We start from the raw sequence: 20,954 nt of genomic DNA, 5'->3' as shown, positions 1-20,954 counted from the left end.
CTTGACCCAAGGTCAACCGCAAGAGTGATCTGAGTCATAGTCGGTGTCGGCTAGCCCAGCTCCTCCCGCAACGTCTCGGCGATGACGGTGAGGGCTCGGTCCTCGGTCATTCGCCAATGGGTTGCGTCTACGGGATGGTTGTCGACAGAGCCGGTCACTGCCTCGTCCCAGGACGACGCACCGGTGGTCCCGGTCGGATCATCCTGGGCCGCGGTGAAATAGGTGATGGTGCCGTCGAAACGGCGAGGGCGATAGGAGGCGTCGAGGGCGACCGAGGTGATCGTCGCGTCGACGATTCGGTCGATGCGGGCGGAGTCGAGTGACGCCTGCGGGGCGGACAGTTCGAACAGCGTTCGGGCGAGTTGGTGAACGTCGACCGGCTCGGCGGGGTTCACCTCGTCGGCACCGACGAACCCGCCGAGCAGATCGGCAGCGGTCACGGTGGTTGCGACGGCCGTCGATTTCGACGACAGGGTGCTGTCCAGCATGGCCAGCAGCGCGACTTCCTCGCCGTCTTCCTGTAGCTGAACCGCCATGGCGTGGGCGATGACGCCGCCCAGGGACCAGCCGAGCAGATGGTAGGGCCCTTCGGCCTGCACCGCGCGGATTTCCTTGAGGTAGAGCAGCGCCCATTCCTCGATCGAATCCGGAAGGGGCTCAGCCGAACTCAACGCGGGTGACTGCAGTCCGTAGAGCGGACGGTCCAGGTGGGCGGCGAGGCCGCTGAAAGACCAGGCGAGGCCGCTGATCGGGTGGACGCAGAACAGCGGCTCGCGGGTGCCGTCGGTGCGCAAGGGCAGCAAGACGTCGAAGGCGGCGTCGGAGCCCGCACTGTCGGCGCGCAACGCCGCGACGATGCCCGCCGGGGTGGGCGTGGTGAAGATCCAGGTGACCGGAATGGTGGCGGCTGTCGCGGCGCCGAGCTGGGTGGACAGCCGGGTGGCGCTCAGGGAGGTGCCACCGAGTTCGAAGAAGTGGTCGTCCATTCCGACGCGGTCCAGGCGCAGGATGTCGGCGAAGATGTCGCAGACCGTGTGTTCGATGGTCGTGTCCGGGGCGCGATAGGTGCGGGTGGCGAGTTCGGGGGCGGGCAGCGCGGCCCGGTCGAGTTTGCCGATGTGGGTCAGCGGGATTTCGTCGAGGACCATGATCGTGGTGGGGACCATGTGGGTGGGCAGGGCCTGGGTCGCCCACTGCACGATGCTGTCCACGGTGGCCTCGTGACCTTGTGCGGCGACGACGTAGGACACCAAGACTGTTGCGCCGGCCTGGTTCTCGCGGCCGACGGTGACGGCGAAGCCGACGTCGGGATGGGACGCCAGGACCGCGTCGATCTCCTCGAGTTCGATGCGGAAACCGCGGATCTTGAGCTGGAAGTCGGTGCGGCCGCGGTATTCGAGTTCGCCCTGTTCGCTCCACACGGCGAGGTCGCCGGTGCGATACAGGCGGGCGCCCGCGTGGAACGGGTTGGCGACGAACCGCTCGGCGGTGAGGTCGGGGCGGGCGAGGTAACCGGTGGCCAACTGGGCGCCTGCCAGGTACAGCTCACCCGGAACACCCGCGGGAACCGGGCGCAAGCGGGCGTCCAGAATGTAGACCTGGCTGTTCCAGACCGGTGTACCGATCGGGACAGTGGTCGTGTCGGCGGCGCTCACCCGGTGGCTGGTGATCGAGACCGCGGCCTCGGTGGGGCCGTAGACGTTGAACAGCGCGGTATTCGGTGCCACGGTGGCGAACCGGCGAGCCAGCGCGACCGGGAGGGTTTCGCCGATGGCCAGGACGCGGCGTAGCGACGACGGGAGCGTTTCGGTGAGCAGGGTGTCGAGCATCGACGGCACGGTGTGCAGGGTCGTCACTTCTTCGCGTCGCATCAGGTCGGCGAGGTACGCCGGATCCCGGTGGCCGTCGGATGCGGCGAGCACCAGCCGGCCACCGCAGACCGCTGCGGACCAGAACTCCCAGACCGACAGGTCGAAGGTGGCGGCGGTCTTCAGCAGCACGGAGTCCTGTGCGGTGAGACCGAATTCGGTGGTCTTCCACCGCAACTGGTTGACGATCGCGGCGTGCGAGACGGCCACCCCCTTCGGGCGACCGGTCGATCCCGAGGTGAAGATCACGTAGGCGGTATTCGCCGGGCGCAACGGTGCGCGGCGGTCGCGGTCGGTGATCGGAGCGGAACTGTGCGTCGAGAGGTCCAACTGCTCGACCGCCAGGACGGGAGGGGCTGTTTCGGTGCCGAGGTCGTCTGCTGCGGCGGAGCCCATCGCTGTTGTGCGGCCACTGCCGAGGTCACCCGATGCTGCGGCCGTGCGCTCGGTGTTGCGACTTCCGCCCAGGGCTGGAGCCGTCGCGCCGGGCCAGGTATCGGCGTTCGTGAGAACCAGCAGCGGAGCGGCCGTATCCAGGATGTGTTGGGTGCGTGCCTGTGGTTGGTCGGGATCGATGGGGACGTAGGCCCCGCCCGCCGTACTGACCGCGTACATCGCGACGACCAGGTCGACCGATCGGCGCATGGCCAGCGCCACCCGGGTTTCCGGGCCGACACCCGCCGCGATGAGACAGCGCGCCAGGCGGTTCACTCGGGCATCGAGGTCGGCGTAGGTCAGACGAACCTTGTCGGCGACGAGGGCTACGGCATCCGGGGAGCGGGAGACGGTGGCGTCGAGCAGCGAGACCAGCGTGGTGTTCGGATCTGCCTGTCGCGCCGTGTGATTCCAGGTGTCGAGGATCTGGACTCGTTCGACGGGGGCGAGCAGGTCGATGGTGTGCAGCGGTGCGCCGGGGTCGGTGACCACCGCGGCGATGAGGCGGGTGAGCCGGGCCAGGAAGCCTTCTACCGTGGCCGCGTCGAACAGATCGGCCGCATAGGTGCAGTAGCCGGTGATGCCGGCCGGAGAACCCTCGGCGGTGTAGCGGTCGGCCAGGATCAGGTGCAGGTCGAACTGGGACAGCTCACGGTCGAGCTCCACTGACGACACGCTCATGCCGGGCAGGTCCATCCGCACCTCGGCCAGGTTCTGGAACGACAGACCGACCTGGAACAGGGGGTGGCGGGCGGTGGAGCGGGCTGGGTTGAGCACTTCCACGAGCCGTTCGAACGGGATGTCGGCGTTGGCGAAGGCGGCCAGGTCGGTTTCGCGTTGGCGGGTGAGCTGTTGCGCGAAGCTCACACCGGTGTCGACTCGGGTGCGGAAGACCAGGGTGTTGACGAACATGCCGATCAGGTCGTCGAGGACGGCGTCGCCGCGGCCCGCGACGGGGGTACCGATGGCGATGTCGGTGGTGCCCGACAGCTCGGCGAGAACCACCGCGAGGGCGGTGTGCACGGCCATGAACAGGGTCGCGCCATGGGTGCGGGACAGTTCGGCGAGGGCGGCGTGGGTGGCGGTGTCGACGGTGAAGGGGACTCGGCCGCCCGCATAGGACTGGATCGCCGGTCGTGGCCGGTCGCGGGGTAATTCGAGCTGGTCGGGCAGGTCTGCCAGGGCTTGCTGCCAGTAGGCGAGCTGGGCAGCCGACATCGAGGTGGGGTCGGTTTCGTCGCCGAGCAGGGTTTGGTGCCAGATCGCGTAGTCGGCGTACTGCACGGGCAACGGTGCCCAGGTGGGGGCATGTGCTCGCGTGCGTGCGGTGTAGGCGAGGACGAGGTCGCGGGTGAGGGGGCCACCGGAGAAGCCGTCGCCTGCGATGTGGTGGACCGCCATGGCCAGGATGTAGTCATCCGGGCCCACTTCGAACAGGGTGGCGCGCAGCGGGACCTCGGCGGTGACGTCGAAGACTGTCGAAACCAGTGCTGTCACCGCGGTTGTCATGTCTTCGTCGGTGTCAGCGGTGTTGCCGGTCCGGGCGATCGCGGTGACCTGCAGGCGTGGCACGTCCGGGTGGTCGATCGGCAAGACGATCTGTGCCGGTGCGTGGTCGACGGTCGGATAGATCGTGCGCAAGATCTCGTGGCGTGCGACGAGATCGGTGAATGCCTGCCGCATCGCGGTGGTGTCGAGCGCGCCGGTCAGACGGAGCACGACCGGAATGTTGTAGGCGGCGGTCCCGGTGTCGAAGCGGTTGAGGAACCACATCCGTTGCTGGGCGGGGGAGAGGGGGATGTGGTCCGGTCGCGGCCGCGCCTGGAGGGCAGGGCGATGAGCGGCGCGGGTCAATCCGGCGATCTCGTCGGCGCATTCGGCGACGGTGGGTGCGGCGAACAGCACACGCACCGGCACCCGGATGTCGACCGCCGCGCCGAGGCGTGCGGTCAGGCGGGTGGCGAGCAGTGAGTTGCCGCCCAGGTCGAAGAAGTTGTCGTCGGCGCCGACACGCTCGGCGCCGAGCACCTCGGCGAACACCTCGGCGACCGTCCGTTCCAGCCCGGGCGCGGGTTCACGGTAGGTGCGGGTCGCGAATTCTGGTGCGGGAAGCGCGTTTCGGTCGATCTTTCCGGCGGCCGACAGCGGGATGCGGTCCAGCACGACCACGGCTGCCGGGACCATGTGCGCGGGCAGCATCGATGACGACCACCGCGCGATGGCGCCGGGATCGATCTCGCGGCCCGTCACGTACGAGACCAGCGCGGTGTCACCGGCGGGGTTCTCGGCGCCGACGGTGAGGGCGAAACTCACCTGCGGGTGCCGCAGCAGGACGGCGTCGATCTCGCCGGGTTCGATGCGGAAGCCACGGATCTTGATCTGGAAGTCGGTACGGCCCAGGTACTCCAGCTCATAGGTGTCGCCGTGTACCCAGCGGACGAGGTCGCCGGTGCGGTACATGCGTTCGCCGGGTCCGGCCCACGGGCAGGCGACGAAACGATCGGCGGTGGCGGCGCTGCGGCCGCGGTATCCGCGGGCGAGTGCGGGACCAGCCAGATACAGCTCACCGGTGGCTCCCACCGGTACCGGGTGCAGGCGGGCGTCGAGGACCACCGCACGCACGCCCGGTACGGAGCGGCCGATGGTGACGCGGTCCCCGGCACGCAATGCCGAGTAGGTCGCGCCGATGGTCGCTTCGGTGGGGCCGTAGCCGTTGAGGAAGCTGCGGCCGGGTTGCCAGGTGGCGAGGAGTTCGGGGGTGGTGGCTTCGCCGCCTGCCGACACACACTGGAGATCGGGCAGAGCGGCCGGATCCAAGGTGCTGAGCAGGGCGGGGGTGATGATCGTGTGCGTCACCTGTTTGGTGCGCAACAGGTCGTCGAGGTCGGCGCCGCCCAGGGTGTCCGGCGGTGCGATGACCAGGGTGGCGCCGAGGTGGAAGGCGGTGCCGAGTTCCTCGATCGACTGGTCGAAGCTGGGCGAGCAGACGTGCAGCATGCGGTGGTCGTGACGCAGGCGCATCAGGGCTGCCGAGTGGGTGACAAGGGCACCCAGTCCCGCATGGGTGACCGCAACGCCTTTGGGGGTGCCGGTGGAGCCGGAGGTGTAGATCACGTAGGCGATGTTGTCGTGGCGCAGGGGTGCTCGGCGGTCGCGATCGCGCACCGGGGTCGACGAACAGGCGGCGATACGGCCGCGCACGGTCGGCTCGTCGAGGATCACCCAGCGCAGGGATTCGGGGAGTCCATGTGCCCTGGCCGCGACGGTGAGGCCGATTGTCGCGCCGGAGTCGTCGAGCATGTGGCGGACACGGTCTTCGGGGTAGTTCGGATCGACCGGGAGGTACACGCCACCGGCTTTGGCGACGGCCCAGAAGACGAGGATCGACTCGTAGGAGCGCGGGATCGCCGAGGCGACAACGGTTTCCGGGCCGATGCCCTCGGCGATGAGGACCCGGGCCAGGCGCGAGGAGTCGGCGTCGAGGGTGCCGTAGGTGTAGGTGTTCGCGTTGTCGCGCACGGCGATTCGACGCTGGCCGTAGCCGGTGCCACGCACGAGCAGCTCGGGCAGGGTGCCGGTGGTCGTGGGGGCTGTGCCGTCACCGATGTGGGTCAGGAAGGTGTACTCGGCGTGGTCGGACAGGGGTAGGTCGCCCGCCGGGGTCCGCGGTTCGGCGGCGATCGCGGTGAGCAGCCGGACCAGACGCCGCACGAAGGTGCCGGCCTCGTGATCATCGAAAAGGGTTCGGGGGAAGGACAACTCGATTGTCATGCTCGACTTGGCCTCGATCACCGTCACGGTGAGCTCACCGGCTGCCTCGGCGTCATCGCCCGGCAGGCGCCGTGCATCGGAACCGACTTCGGTGCCCGCCTTGGCAAGGGCGCCATCGGGCAAGTGGGCGTCCGAACAGTCGGCGGATTCGCGCGTCGCGGAGTCGCCGGAGTGGATCGCCAGGGACACCTGTCCCCAGGAATGGGGCTCGACGCCGAGCAGGTCGGCGAAGTCCGCGAGCGGGATTCCCGCATGGGCCAGCGCCCGGGATTCGGACTCGTGTGCCTGAGTGAGCAGATCGAGGAACGGTGCCGTGGGATCGATTGCGGTGCGTAGCAACAGATCAGGAGTGCGGGTTCTGATCACGATGTCGTCGGAAGCGGTGAGTCGTGCGAGCAGAACTGCCAAGGCTGTGCGGATCAGCGACTGCCGGCTCACGTTCGCGGTTTCGGTGAGTCGGCGCAGGTCGCGGTGCACCGTCGCGGGGATCACGACCTTGGTGTGATCCCGCGGAGGGGTCTGGTCGTTGTCGCGGCGATCGACCGAGCGCGAGCTCGCGGGCCGACGGCCGGGTTGTGTGGGCGGCAGTGGGTGGTCTGTGGGCAGGGGCGGGCGGGCGGGTAGGTCGGCCAGGGTTCGGCGCCAGAACCGGGATCGCGTGATCGGGTCGGTGGGGTCGGCGGCGAGTTGTTCGGCGATGGTGGTCGCGAGAGTGCTCGGTGTCGCGATGAGGTTGTCGATGGCGGTGCGGAGCCGGTCGGTGATCGCCTGCGCGACGGCGTCGGAGACGAGGTCGCGACGGTGTTTGATCTGCACCTGGGTGCGGGCGCCGAGGAAGACCAGGACCGTGATCGGGTAGTGGGTGTGGTCGGCGCCCCGCAGGTCGTCGATGCTCAGGTTGTCGAGTGCGCCGCCTGCCTGCTGGAGGCCTTCGACGTCGACGGGGTAGGACTCGAAAGCGAGCATGGTGTCGAAGAGTTCGCCCAATCCTGCGACGCGCTGGATCGCGCCGAGGCCGAGGTGATGGTGGTCGAGCACGCAGGCCTGTTCGGCCTGTACGGCGCGGATCAGGTCACCGACGTTGTCGCCGGGATCGATACGCACGCGCACCGGGACCGCGTCGACGAACAGGCCGATCATGTCGCCGACGCCGTCGAGCTGCGGCGGGCGCCCGGAGACGGTGGCGCCGAACACGACATCCTCGCGCGCGGTGCTCGCGGCGACGACCAGGCCCCAGGCCGTTTGGAACACGGTGTTCGCGGTGACCTCGGCGGACGCGGCGAAGGTGGTCAACTCCGATGTGCGCGCGGCGTCGAGTTCGAACTCGCACAGGCCGTAGCCGTCGCCGGTCGCGGGCGGCCAGGTCAGCTCGGGGGCGAGCATGGTCGTGCGCACCCCGTCGAGGACCGCCGACCATGCGTGTTCGGCGGCGGCGCGATCCTGGCGGGTGAGCCAGTCGAGGTAGTCGCGGTAGGGGCGCACCGGCGGTAGCGGGGTCGCGTCGCCGTGGGTGGCGTAGAGGACGAGCAGTTCCTTCATCAGCAGCGGCATGGACCAGCCGTCGAGGAGGATGTGATGGCCGGTCAGCACGAGGTGGCTGCGCCCGGAACCGGTGGCGTACACCGTGAATCGCAGCAGTGGCGCGATCGTCGGGTCGAAGCCGGCCCGCTGATCGGCGGCGAGCAGGGCGGGCAGCTCGGTGTCGGCGGCTTCGACGATCCGCAACGGTGCTTCGACGGCGTCGGGGACGAGCTGGACCGGGGTGCCGTCGGGTGCGGTGACGAAGGCCGAGCGCAGGTTGGCGTGCCGGTTCAGGACGGTCGCGGCCGCGTGGCGTAGCCGGTCGGTGTCGAGCTCGCCGGTCAATTCGGCCATGAGCTGGATGACGTAGGCGTGGACCGACTCGTCCAGCATGTCGCCCAGCGCGAGCAGCGAGTGCTGCAACGGCGACAGCGGCAGCACATCCGACAGGCCAGGATGGGTTCGGCGCCAGGTGTCGAGGTCGGTTTGCGAAACCTGTACCAGCGCCACGTCGGACGGGGTGAGCCCGCCCGCGGACGGGTGGCGGGTGTGGTCGGCGAGGGCGGTGAGCCAGCTCGTCCAGTCTTCGGCCAGTTCCTGGACCTCGGACTCGGTCAGGATGCCGGTGGCGTAGCGGAAATTCGCCCGCAGTCGCAGACCGGTGTCGGTGGTGACGGCGATCGCGTTGATGTCGAGGACGGTGTGCGCGGGCAGCGCGGGGTCGTAGTCGACCTCGATGTCGCCGAGATCGGCCGTGGGCAGCCACGCGGTGTCGTCGGTGGGCTGGGCGGCGGTGCTCGCGCGACCCAGATAATTGAAGCCGATCTGGCCGATGTTGCCGGACACCAGGTTTCGGGTATCCGGTGCCAGGCGCAGCAGGCCGAAGCCGATGCCGTTGTCGGGCACCGCCAGGAGCTGCTCTTTGACCGTGCGCACCGTTGCGGCGAGGGCTTCGTCGTCGAAGTTCGCGGGGGCGATGTCGTGCAGATCGAGGGCGACGGGGTAGACGGTGGTGAACCAGCCGACGGTGCGGGTCAGGTCCGCGCCGGGGACGGCGTCCTCCTGGCGGCCGTGGCCTTCGAGTCGCAGTCGCAGCGTAGGCGAGTCGATACCGCGACGGGCACGCCAGACCCGCACGGCCAAGGCCAGCGCGGCGAGCAGTGGGTGGTCGGCGCCTGCCCGGTATTGCGCGGGCAGGGTCGTGAGCAGGGGTTCGGTGATCTCGGTCGGGATCTGCACCGTGATCGACCGCATTGTCGCCTCGGTGTCGACGCGGCTGTCGACCGCGCGGGCGCCGAGCAACGGGTCGGGGGTGGACAGGACCCGCTGCCAGTGGTCGAGTTCGGCGGTGCGGTCGGCGGTGGCGAGGCCGTGTGCCCACCGGCGGAACGAGGTGCCGACCGGTGGCAGGGTGATCTGCTGACCTGCCGCGTACTGGGCCCACGCCACAACGAGATCGGGTAGCAGGATTCGCCAGGAGACACCGTCGATGACGTAGTGGTGGGCGGCCACCGCGAGGACATCGCGGGCGCCGTTCCTGCGGATCCAGGTGAAGGCGATCATGCGAGCGGCCGCGGGATCCAGTGCTGAGAGCGCCGAATCCATTGCCGCGCTGCCGATTCTGGTCAGCTCACCTGGTGTGCCTGCTGTTGGTGTGTCGCCAGGACTGGCTGACGGTGCGGCTTCGAACGTCGAGTGCGGTGCGGCGCTGTCGGTTCGGTCGCCGACAACAGCCCCGGGCGAACCCGCGCGAAGGGTCGCTGTCGCCGATGAATCCTGCTCAGGCGAGTAGGCGTCGATCTCGGTGATCAGGCAATCCACGTCGATGGCGTTGGCTGGCAGGACCTCGAACCGCCAGTTGTCGCCGTCTCGTCGCAGGCGGGAGCGCAGCATGTCGTGGTGGCGCAGGACTGCGGCGATCGTGGTGGTCAGGCCTGCGCGGTCGATATTTTCGGGGAGTGCCAGGACCATGGTTTGGGCGAAGCGGTCACTCGAACCGGTGGTCAGGAAATCGGCAAGGACCGGCGTCAACGCGACCTCGCCGATGCCTCCGCCGGGCAGTTCCGCCAGGACGGGCGTATCCGGGCTGTCCAGGGCGGCGATGTCGGACAGCTTCGCCACGGTGCGGTGTTCGAACACGTCACGGGTGCTGAAGACGATGCCTGCGGTACGGGCCAGCGAGACCAGCTGGATCGACAGGATGCTGTCGCCGCCGATCGCGAAGAACGAATCGTGCACACCGACCTGTGCCACGCCGAGGACGCGGGCGAACAGCTCGGCCAGGAGGGTTTGCATCGTGCCCGTCGGAGCGGCGGCGGGCGCCGTCGCAACGGTCGGTTCGGGCAGGGAGTTGCGGTCGAGTTTGCCGTTGGAGGTCAGCGGCAGCTTGTCGAGGACCACGATCGCGGACGGCACCGCGTGCGCGGCCAGGCGGTCTGTGGCGTACTCGGTGAGCGTGTGGGGGTCGGCCGAATGATCCTGTGCCGCGAGCACGTAGGAGACCAGCGTTGTCGACCCGGCGGAGGTCTGTCGACCCACGGTCACCGCGAACTCGACGTCGGGGTGGCTGACCAGCACGGCGTCGATCTCACCCGGTTCGATCCGGAAGCCGCGCACCTTCAATTGGGTGTCCGCGCGGCCGAGGTAGTCGATATCGCCGGTGTCGCGACGGCGCACCAGGTCGCCCGTGCGGTACATGCGGGCGCCGGGCGCACCCCACGGATCGGGGACGAATCGGGCCGAGGTCGTCGTCGGCTGATTGCGGTAGCCGCGTGCCAACGCACGGCCGGTCAGATACAGCTCACCGGTGACGCCCGGCGGGACCGGGTTCAGGCGGGCGTCCAGGATCATCGCATGCGTGCCGTGCACGGGGTTGCCGATCGAGATGGGCTGTCCGGCAGTGAGTTCGGCGTAGGACGAGATGATCGTGGTCTCGGTGGGACCGTAGCCGTTGAGGTAGCGGCGACCGGGCTGCCATTTCGCGAGCAGTTCCGGGGTGGTCACGTCACCGCCGACAGACAACGATTCCAGTGCGTCCAGACCGGCCGGGTCGAGGGTGCCCAGGACCGCGGGGGTGATGATGGCGTGGGTGACGGACTCGGCGGCCAGCAGTTCCGCGAGTTCGACGCCGCCCGCGATGTCGGACGGGACGACGACCAGCGTCGCTCCCGTGGCGAAGGCACACAGCCATTCGAGAACGGAAGGGTCGAACCAGGGGGCGCAGATGTGCAGGAAACGGTGGTCGGACCCGAGGTGGTAGCGGTGGACGGCTTCCTCGACCAAGGGGGCCAGACCGGCGTGGGTCACGGTGACGCCCTTGGGCAGACCCGTGGAACCGGAGGTGTAGATGATGTAGGCGGGGTGGTCGATGCGCAGGGGTGCGAGGCGGTCCGCGTCGGTGATCGGCGTCGTCTGGTGCGCAGCGCCTGCTCGGTCGAGGTCGTCGAACGTCAGCCAGGTCGTGTCGCCGGGCAGGTCTTCGAGGAGTGCGGGGGCCGTGATGCCGAGTGCCGCACCTGAGTCGGTGACCAAGTGCTGGAGACGGTGGGCGGGATTGCGCGGGTCCATCGGCACATACACCCCACCTGCCGCGGCGATGGCGAGTGCGGCGGCGACCATCTCGAAAGACCGTGGAAGGGCAACGGCGACAGCGACTTCGGGCCCGACACCACGGGCGATCAGCTCGCGGGCCAGTCGAGCGGTCTGCTCGCTCAGCTCGCCGTAGGTGATCGAGTGGCTCTCGTGCCGCACGGCGATTCGGTCGCGGCCCAGTGTCCCACCGCGCGAGGCCAGCTCAGGGAACAGAGCGGCGGGTGTCCGGAGGTCAGCGACCCGCGCGGTCACGGTTGCTCGCTCTTCGACGCTGAGCATCGCGAGGTCGCCGACGGGGGTCTGTGGGTGCTCGATCGCTGCGGTGAGCAAGCGAACCAGACGCTCCGCGAAAACCGCAACCGTCTGCTGGTCGAACAAGGCACTGGCGTAGGCGAACTCAGCGGTGAAACCCGCGCTGACTTCGGCCTCCGGCGGCCCGGCATTGTCGGCACGAAATGCCTGCCGGTCATCACCATGGGAACACTGGTCGGCGACGATATCTGAGGTGTTCGACGAGCACAGGGACAGGATGAGATCGCGCGGCGCCGCGTCTCGACGCGCCTCGGACGCGAGCATGACCCGCACCAACGGCTGCTCATCACGTGCGGGCGACTGCGCTGACAACCATTGCGTGTCCTCCGAGCGTCGCATCGCCGCATCCCGGGCGAGATGGGTCGTCAACGCAGTGCGGGACAACCCGTTTCGCGCGAACGCCTGCCGGGCCACGGCAGCGGCCTCGGCCAGCAGTTCCTCGACAGAGGTAGCGCCTTGCACCGGTAGTCGCAACACCAGGTGCGTGTCCGGAGACTGGGGGCACGGAGTGTCGATCGCGATGTCGCCGGTGCCCGACAGTCGGGCCAGGAGCACCGCGAAGCTCGTGTGCACGAGGGTGAACACGGTCGTATCGCGTGCCCGGGCGAAGTCCCGCATGCGCTGGTGGAGATCGGCGGGAATCTCGAAGCTGACGTGGGCGTCGGTCGCTACGGGAGTTGCGGGGCGGGCGCGGTCGGTCGGGAGGTTCAGGTCCTGCGGCAGGTCGGTGAGGACCGAACGCCAATAGGCAGACTCCGCGATCGGGTCGTTGCGCTGCTCCAGGGTGGCCTGAAGTTCAGCCGCGGTGCGGTCCGGTGTCCGGACGAAGGAGTCGAGAGTCGTGCGCAGTCGCTGGGCCAGCGCTTCCGCGATGGCCGTGTCGATCACGTCGAGTCGATACTGCATACCGACGCGGATCCCGTCGCCCACTTCGACACCGACTGCTACGGGGTAGTGCGTGGCGTTGGCTGCCTGGACGTCGACGATCTCGAGGCCGTCGATCGAGCCGTGCGCGCGCCGCATTCCTTCGGTGTCGACGGGGTAGGACTCATACGCCATGAGCGTGTCGAACAGTTCGCCCGCGCCGGCGGCCCGCTGGATGTCGGTGAGGCCGAGGTGGTGGCCGTCGAGGAGTGCGACCTGTTCGGATTGCACCAGCGACAACAGGTTTCGCAACGACTCGGCCGGGTCGTAGTTCACCCGCACGGGGATGGTGTTGGCGAAAAGGCCCACCATGCTGTCGACGCCGTCCAACTGCGGCGGGCGCCCCGAGACCACGGCACCGAACACGACGTCGCTGCGACCGACGGCCCCGGCCAGCACCAAACCCCACGCCGCCTGGAACAGGGTATTCACCGTGACGTCGTTGGCCGCCGCGCAAGCCGCCAGCTCTTCGGCCTCAGCCGGTGACAGATCGAGGGTGCACATTCCGTGGCCCTCGGCCTGTGCGGTCGGGGGTGCGATCGCCGCGGTGAGCAAGGTCGGCTCGTGCCCGGACAACGCCTCGCGCCAATTCCGCACGGCGGCGGACCGGTCCTGATCGGCGAGCCAGACGAGGTAGTCGCGGTAGGGGCGTACGCGCGGCAGCACCGCGGGGGCGCCGTCGGTGGCGTAGCAGATGAGCAGTTCCTGCATCAGCAACGGCATCGACCAGCCGTCGACCAGCAGGTGATGCGCGGTCAACACCAGGTGCATGCCGTCGGCGCGGCGGTACAGCGTGAAGCGCAGCAGCGGCGCTGCGGAGAGGTCGAAGCCGATCCGCGCCTCGGCCGCCAGGAACTGCTCGGCGTCGGCACCCTCGGTGTCGACGATCTGCCACGGCACCGTGACGCCCTCGGCCACGAAGCCGACCGGGGTGCCCGCCGCCGACGAGCCGAAGGCTGTGCGCAGAATCGCGTGCCGGTTCAGGACCGCCTGGGCGGCCCGTCGCAGGCGGTCGGTGTCGACCTCGCCTGCCAGCTCGACAGCCAGCTGGACCAGATAGGGGTCGGCCGCAGACACCTGGGCGAGGAACATCAAACCGAGCTGCAAGGGCGCCAACGGCAGCACATCGGTCAGGCCTGGGCGTTCGCGATGCCAGCTGTCGAGTTCTGCCTGCGTGACCTGGACCAGCGGAACATCGGCGGGGGTGAGACCACCCGCTGCCGGATCGCGCAGGTGTTCGGCGAGGATCGCCAGCGCGTGGGTCCAGCAGTCGGCCAGTTCCCGCACCGACGCTTCGTCGACGATTCCGGTGACGTAGGAGAAGGAGGCGCGCAGTTGCAGGCCCGCGTCCGTGCTGGTTGCCAGGGCGTTGATGTCGATGACGGCGGCAGCGGGCAGCGCGGGGTCCTGCTCCGCGGTGGGCTCGCCCCAGTCGGCGGTGGGGAGCCAGCTGTGGTCGGTGAGGGTTTCGGCGACATCGCCCGCAGAGATGCGGCCCAGGTAGTTGAAGCCGATCTGGCCGAGGGGGCCATCGAGCAAGGCAGCCGAGTCCGGGTCCAGGTGGCGCAGCATGCCGAAACCGATGCCCTTGTGCGGCACCGCGCGTAGCTGTTCCTTGATCGCCTTCACCGCGTCGGCAGTGGCGTCACCACCGTGCCACAAGGCTTCGCTGTCGACCCCGCTCAGATCGAGCGCAACCGGATACATGCTGGTGAACCAGCCGACCGTGCGGGTCAGGTCGGCACCGTCGACCGCGGATTGCTCGCGGCCGTGACCTTCCAGACGGACTCGGGTCACGGGTGCGTCCACACCACGTCGGGCCCGCCACGCGCGCACGGCCATCGCCAAAGCGGCGAGCAGGCCGTCCTCGGCACCCGCGCGGTACATCGTCGGCAGGTCGGTCAGGACCGCCTGGGTGATGTCGGCGGGCACTTCGACGCTGATGGATCGCACCGTGGACGCGGTATCGGCAGCGCCGAGCGGACGACCGCCCAGCAGCGGGTCGGGCACCGACAATGTCTGCTGCCAGTGGTCCAGTTCCTCGCGCCTGCTCGTCGCCGCGTCGGTCAGGCCGTGCGCCCATCGACGGAACGACGTGCCGACCGGGGGCAAGACGACCCGTTGACCGGACTGCGCCCACGCGGCGACCAAGTCCGACAGCAGGATTCGCCACGAAACACCGTCGATCGCCGCGTGATTGGCCGCGACGACCAGCCCGTCCGGGCCGTCCTCGCGGGCGAGCCACGCGAAGCCGATCATCCGATACGCCTGCGGATCCAGCGACGCGAGCACCGAATCCATCGCGGTCTCGGCGATGTCATCGAGCTGGTCGGTGCCTGCCGGGACATCGACGCGGATGAGCAGGTCGTTCACGTCCACCGCACCGGGCGGCAGTGCGTGCAGCTCCCACTTGCCGTCCACGTGGCGCAGACCGGCTCGCAGCATGTCGTGGTGATCGATCACCGCGGTGAGGGTGTCCACCAGGGCGTGTCGATCGATACCGGAAGGCAGGGCCAGGACCATCTGCTGGGTGAACCGGCCGAACACACGCCCACCGGCCAGTGCGGCGGCCAGCACCGGCGTCAACGGCATCTCACCCACGCCGCCGCCGGGTAGCTCGGTCAAGGTGGGCGCGGACTCGGCACCCACCACCGCCACCCGCGCCAACCCGGCAACAGTCCGGTGCTCGAACACCGCCTGCGGGGTGAACGAAATGCCGGCATTGCGTGCTCGCGACACGAGCTGGATGGACAGAATGCTGTCGCCACCGGCGGCGAAGAACGAATCCTCGGCACCGATCTGCTCCAGGCCCAGGATCTGAGCGAACAGTTCGGCGATGGCGGTCTCGACCGGGCCTTCGGGCGCGCGGGAACCGACAGCTCCGAAAACGGGGGTGGGCAGGGCATTTCGGTCGAGTTTGCCGTTGGGGGTCAACGGGATCTCGTCAAGGGTCATCAGGACCGTCGGCACCATATGGGCGGGCAACGACGTCCCGACGAAGCGGGCTGCTTCCTCGGTGTCGATCGAAACCCCGTGCCGGGGCAGCACATACGACACCAGCACGGTCGCGCCCGAGTCGGCTTTCGTGCCGAGGGTCACCGCGTACTCGATGTCGGGGTGGGCGGCGAGGGCCGCGTCGATCTCGCCGAGTTCGACGCGGAAGCCACGGATCTTCACCTGGAAGTCGGAGCGCCCGAGGTATTCGAAATCGCCGTCGGCGGTGCGGCGGACCAGGTCGCCGGTCCGGTACATGCGAGAACTGGTGAAGGGTGAGGCGACGAATCGTTCGGCGGTGAGAGCGGGCCTGCCCTGGTAGCTCTGGGCCAGTGCGGGGCCGGACAGATAGAGCTCACCCGCCACACCGACGGGGACCGGGCGCAGGCGCGAATCCAGCACTGTCGCACCGACTCCGGCGAAAGCCGAACCGATCGTGATGAGCTGGCCCGGTAGTAGTTCGGTGGTGCCAGTGGCGAGGATGGTGGCCTCGGTCGGGCCGTAGCCGTTGAAGAAGGCGCGGTTCACGGCCCAGCGGTCGACGAGGGTCGGGCCGAATGCGTCGCCCGCTACGACGACCACCCGCAGGTCGTCGAGGTCGTGCGGGTCGACCGATTCCAGCGCTGCCGGGGTGATCAGCAGGTGGGTCACCCGTTCGCGGCGCAGCAACTCGGCGAGTTCGGGGCCGCCGAAGACCGTCGACGGTGAAACCACCAGCGTGGCACCGGAATTGAAGGTCAGCAGCAGCTCGAGTACTGAGACGTCGAAGTTCGGCGAGCACACGTGCAGGACTCGGTCGCCGCCGTCGACCGAATAGCGTTCCCTGGCCGCCGCGACCAGGGCGCCCAGACCGGTGTGGGTGACGACGACACCCTTGGGCCTGCCCGTCGATCCCGAGGTGTAGATGACATAGGCCGGGTGCTGATCGGTCAGCGGGCGGACTCGGTCGAGGTAGGTGATCGGGTGGGCGGGGTGCGCCGCGATGCGGTCGTGGTGGGCCGGGGCGTCGATATCGAGCCACGCGACGGATTCACCGAACTTGTCCCGATGTGGCGTGCAGGTGAGTCCGAGGATCGCGCCGGAGTCCTCGAGGAGGTAGGCGATCCGCTCCGCGGGCAGCGCCGGATCGACGGGGACGTACGCGGCACCGGTCTTGGCCACGGCCCACACCGCCGACACCGATTCGATCGAACGGGTGAATCCGAGCGCGACGACATCGCCGGGGCCGATCCCGCGCTCGAGCAGGTCTCTGGCCAGCCGTGACGAGTACTCGTCGAGTTGGGTGTAGGTGAGTTCGCGGCGCTCACCGTCGACCGGGGAGCAGGACACGGCGAGGGCATCGCCCGCGGTGTCGACCGCCGCGGTCAGCAGCTGGGTGAAGAGCGGAGTACTCGCCTTTCGGTTGCCTCGACCGCGCGGCGCACGACGAGCTTCACGTGGAGAGGTGCGCGCTTCACGCATTCGAGTACAACATCCTTCATCTGTGCGGCCCACAGCTCTGCGATGACCCACGAACCCTGTCGGATTCGGCCTACCGGGGCGGACCAGTGTCGAACAAGCAAGAAGGAGTCGATATCGGGGCGTTCGGCGACCATGACATCACATGTCACGGTGTCACGACCACATGACTGGTTTGTTTACCTACGTCCGGACCGAATCGATCAGAAATTTGTGCTGATGACACAATGGTGTCGACGGTTTTTGTTCAACGGATGGAAGCGGCCGTGGCAGCGTACGGATCCCTGGTATGGGTGGGACAGGCCCTCGGCCCGCGCGTCGACGCCATCACCGAAGACCTCATCCGGGTGACCGAGCAGATGATTCCGCTCAACGACGTCGCCGCCGACCTGGCCGAGATGCGAGCCGCGAGCATCGCGGAGAACATCGCCGCCGTGCAGTACGTACTGGCGAACAATATCGACCCGGCCACCGTCGGCACGCCCGCCGGTGCCGCCGCCTACGCCCAACGCCTGGCCAGGCGCGGAGTACCGCTGACGATTCTGCTGCGCGCCTACGGGCTGGGGCAGTACCGGATCCTCGACGCGGCGATCGGGCTGGTCCTGGCCGTTCCCGGCCCTGACCAACCCGCCAGGATCGCGGAGTTGCTCAAATTCGCCGGGACCTACCTGGATCGGCTCAATTCGTCGATGGGGCGGATCTACGAGGCGGAACGGGACCGCTGGCTCAGCAGTCGCCAAGCCGCTCGTCAGCAGTGGATCGCGCGTCTGCTCGACAACGACGATGTCGATGTCGCGGCGGCCGAAGAAGTGCTGGGCTACCGGCTCGACCGGCGACACCACGCGGCCGAAGTGTGGTCGACGGCCACCGGCACGGACGCCGTGCGCGCGCTCGAGCAGGCACGACAGCTGCTGTCCGCGGCGATGCGCACCGGTGGCACCGAATTGGTCGCAGCGTCGGGGGACCGCGCCATGTGTATCTGGTTCCCGGTCGAGCAGTCGTGCGTGCTCGGCGAACTCGCCGAACAGGTCGAGGCGTCCGGCTTGCCGGTACGCGTCGCTCTCGGCCCGATCGGCGACGGGCTGCCCGGGTTCCGGCGCTCGGCCCGCAGTGCCGCACGGGCGAAGGCGCTGGTCATCTCGGCAGGGGAGAGCGCACCCACGGTTATCGACTTCGACACGATCGCACCCTTCGCGCTGCTGTCCGACGACCCCGGCGAACTAGCCGGCCTCGTCCACCGCGTCCTCGGCCCGCTCGCCGGCGATGGTGCCAAGGTGGAGCTATTGAGGAAAACCCTCGACGTTTTCCTCTCCGAAGGCGCCAGCTACTCACGCACCGCCCGCGTCCTCGACGTCCACCGCAACACGGTCCAATACCGCATCCAACAGGTCACCGGCCGCTACGGCATCGCGGTCGACACAGACACCTTCGAACTCCGCTTCGCCTTGGGCGTCTGCCGCTGGTATCGCCACGTCCTGACTCGGACAATCTGAGTCCAGGTGGTTTGTGCGTGCCGCACAGTGCACCTCCGCCGCAGCGCTGGGCACGCGACGCGCGCTGCGCATCCTGTTGCGATCGGGCGAGAATCCCTCTGACAGTGGCGGTCTCGGCCGCTTACGGTCATGATGGTCGAGGAGGGGGTAGAACATGAACAACAAGCTCATCGCCGCTGCCGCGGCTCTGGCTGCGGGTGTCATCGCACTGACCGGATGCTCGAGTGACGCCGACGTAGTGTCCAAGAACCTGTCCAAAGAGTCGGACCAGTTCAAGATCGACCGCCGCGTGGTGTTCTTCAACGGAATCACCGACAAGTACCTGCTGTCCATCGAGGGCAAGTGCTCGATCAAGGACGAGAACAACCAGCTCGAGGTGACGTGCAAGACCGGTGACGACGAATACAAGAAACACTTCCTCGGCCTCTCCGACAACGTGAGCTACTTCGTCGAACAGCTCGAGGCCGCTGAGGTGAGCCGTTACCACTACAAGGTGATCTTCAAGCCCGAGACCATCATCCGCGACGTCGACCGTCCCTGAGCTCGAGTTCCAGCGAACCTCGACCGCGGACCCGGCCGGCAATGCCATGTCGCGGAGACCGGCGGGCATTCCCGATGAGCGGGACGACAGGCAATCAGTGACGTCGTCCCGGTCCTACGGTGGCGGACATGTCCGCACCATCGCTCCCCGACGACCTGGCCCGCCACCTTGCACGGTCGGCGGCGATCGAGTCGATCACCGCGCTCAAGCACCGCTACTTCCGTGCTTGCGACGCCAAAGACCCGGTCGGTTTCCGCGACTGTTTCGTCGCGGTCGGCTCGGCGCTGGACTACGGCCAGCTCGGCGCGACGGACGCCGACGGCATGGCCGCGGTCTTCGCGTCGATCGCCTTGCAGCAGGTGGACGGCAAGCACGCGATCCTCGACATGCATCACGGCGTGCACCCCGACATCACCGTGCGTGAGGACGGCACAGCGAGCGGCCGGTGGACGCTGCGCTTCCGCCAGGTCAACCTGATCGAGCGCACCGAAACCGTCGCCACCGGCGAGTACGCCGACGAATACCGGGTGGAGGACGGTCGCTGGAAAATCGCGACGTGCACGTTCCGCCAATTGTGGGCGATCACCCGCCCGTTCGATGACGGCACCCGGATCACGCAGTAGCAGTGGACATGTCGAAAAGATCGCTCAGGTGGCGCGTGTCCGCCTCCAGGAGAACCACCTGCCCGCTTCGATCGGGCGGGAATCGTTCGGCGGTGGGGTGGCACCTTACTGTGGTGCCACCCCACCGCCGTTGCTTCGAACCGATGCCCAGCGATGGCAGTCAGACGGACAACTCAGAGTGTCGTCAGGTCGATCTTGTTCGCCATGGCGCGGTAGCCGGCGGCATTGGGGTGCTTGTGGTCGCCGGAATCGAAGACGGGGTTCAGCGCTTCGGGGTCCGATGGATCAGCGACCGCGGCATTGAAGTCGACCACCGCGTCGTACTCCCCGCTGGTCCGCATCCACTGGTTGAACTCTCGGATCTTCGCTGCTGAGACGTCGTTGTAGTACTCGGCTCCCTTCATCGGCAGCAGAGTCGCGCCGGTGACCCTGATCCCGGCCCGGTGCGCGGCGGCGATCAATTCCCGATGACCAGCGATCAGTTGCGCCACCGAGACCTGCGGATTCGGCTTGTAGGTCGGCAGGTCGATTTCGGAGAAGCCGATGTCATTGAGGCCGCCGAAGACGATAACGCTTTTGACGTCAGGCTTGGTGAGCACATCCCGTTCGAATCGGCGAATCGCGGCCTCACCGAACCATGTCGAATCGTTGAGGATCAGATTGCCGCCGATACCCGCGTTCAGAACCGGACGTGGGGTTCCGGCATCGGCGAGCCGCTGCGCGAGCCAGTCCGGGTATCGCGTGTTGGCGTCGTAGCCGGACCCGTATCCGTCGGTGATCGAGTCGCCCATCGTGACGACAGTGCCGCCTTCGTCGTCAGTATCGCTGGATACCTGAACGTCGGTCAGGTAGTACCAGGAGTGCGTGGATTCGGTGAACGCCCCGGCTGACGGGTCGGCAGCGTGGTCGCCCGCGGCGCGATACGTGGTGGCATAGGCCTGCGAGTGAAAGGTCGCAGGCCCGGTGCGTTCCGGCAGGTAGATGGTGACCGCCGCCGAATCCAAAGCATCGAGATCGAGGTCGACGACATCGCTGGTCAAGGTCGCGCCGGCGGGGATCGCGGTGGCCGAGTTGCCGTCGAAGGTCAACTGCCGCACCGAGTTCGGTTCCACCTCCGCACCGTCGGCAGTCCGTCCGATCGTGACATTGTCCACCCGCAGTGGCGCTGTGCCGTACTGGTTGGACAGCGTGATCCTGGCAGCGGTGCCGCCGTCGGTCACCCGGACCACCTGACGCACGGTGTGGTTGTCGAAACCCTCCCGAGCCCAGTTGGGCTCGAATCCGATGCTGGGCAATTGCGGAGCGGCCATCCACCCGGTGTCCCACGCCGGTGCCGGTTCGGCGGTGGAGCAGGCAGCGAGCCCGCCGAGTACGGCAACGGCGGCAGTGGCAGCAAGTCGGACACGCGTGTTGTGCAACATTT

General features: G+C 68.2%; 5 protein-coding genes. 3 read left to right on the top strand and 2 right to left on the bottom strand.

What is annotated here, in order from left to right:
• Positions 1-50 precede the first annotated feature (50 nt).
• Complete coding sequence (locus ACFXKN_RS01185; RefSeq protein ID WP_379432124.1) at positions 51-16,877, bottom strand: amino acid adenylation domain-containing protein; 16,827 nt, start codon at positions 16,875-16,877, stop codon at positions 51-53.
• 263 nt (positions 16,878-17,140) lie between these two features.
• On the opposite strand from ACFXKN_RS01185, the gene ACFXKN_RS01180 reads away from it, so the two are divergent.
• The 3 genes from ACFXKN_RS01180 to ACFXKN_RS01170 all read left to right on the top strand — a co-directional run bounded on the left by ACFXKN_RS01180 (position 17,141) and on the right by ACFXKN_RS01170 (position 19,531).
• Complete coding sequence (locus ACFXKN_RS01180) at positions 17,141-18,367, top strand: PucR family transcriptional regulator (RefSeq protein WP_379432123.1); 1,227 nt, start codon at positions 17,141-17,143, stop codon at positions 18,365-18,367.
• Between the two features lie 154 nt (positions 18,368-18,521).
• Positions 18,522-18,908 carry a hypothetical protein gene (locus ACFXKN_RS01175; RefSeq protein ID WP_378948878.1) on the top strand — a complete coding sequence of 129 codons (387 nt, stop codon included), beginning with the start codon at positions 18,522-18,524 and terminating at the stop codon, positions 18,906-18,908.
• Between the two features lie 128 nt (positions 18,909-19,036).
• Entirely contained in the window at positions 19,037-19,531 is a 495-nt protein-coding gene (locus ACFXKN_RS01170) for a nuclear transport factor 2 family protein (protein WP_379432122.1), read from the top strand.
• Positions 19,532-19,704: 173 nt separating this feature from the next.
• On the opposite strand, the gene ACFXKN_RS01165 is transcribed toward ACFXKN_RS01170, so the two are convergent.
• Complete coding sequence (locus ACFXKN_RS01165; protein ID WP_378948875.1) at positions 19,705-20,952, bottom strand: SGNH/GDSL hydrolase family protein; 1,248 nt, start codon at positions 20,950-20,952, stop codon at positions 19,705-19,707.
• Between the last annotated feature and the right edge of the window lie 2 nt (positions 20,953-20,954).

This window comes from Nocardia sp. NPDC059195, from assembly GCF_042754695.1.
Lineage (GTDB): Bacteria > Actinomycetota > Actinomycetes > Mycobacteriales > Mycobacteriaceae > Nocardia.
This window is presented reverse-complemented; position numbering and strand designations above follow the sequence as displayed.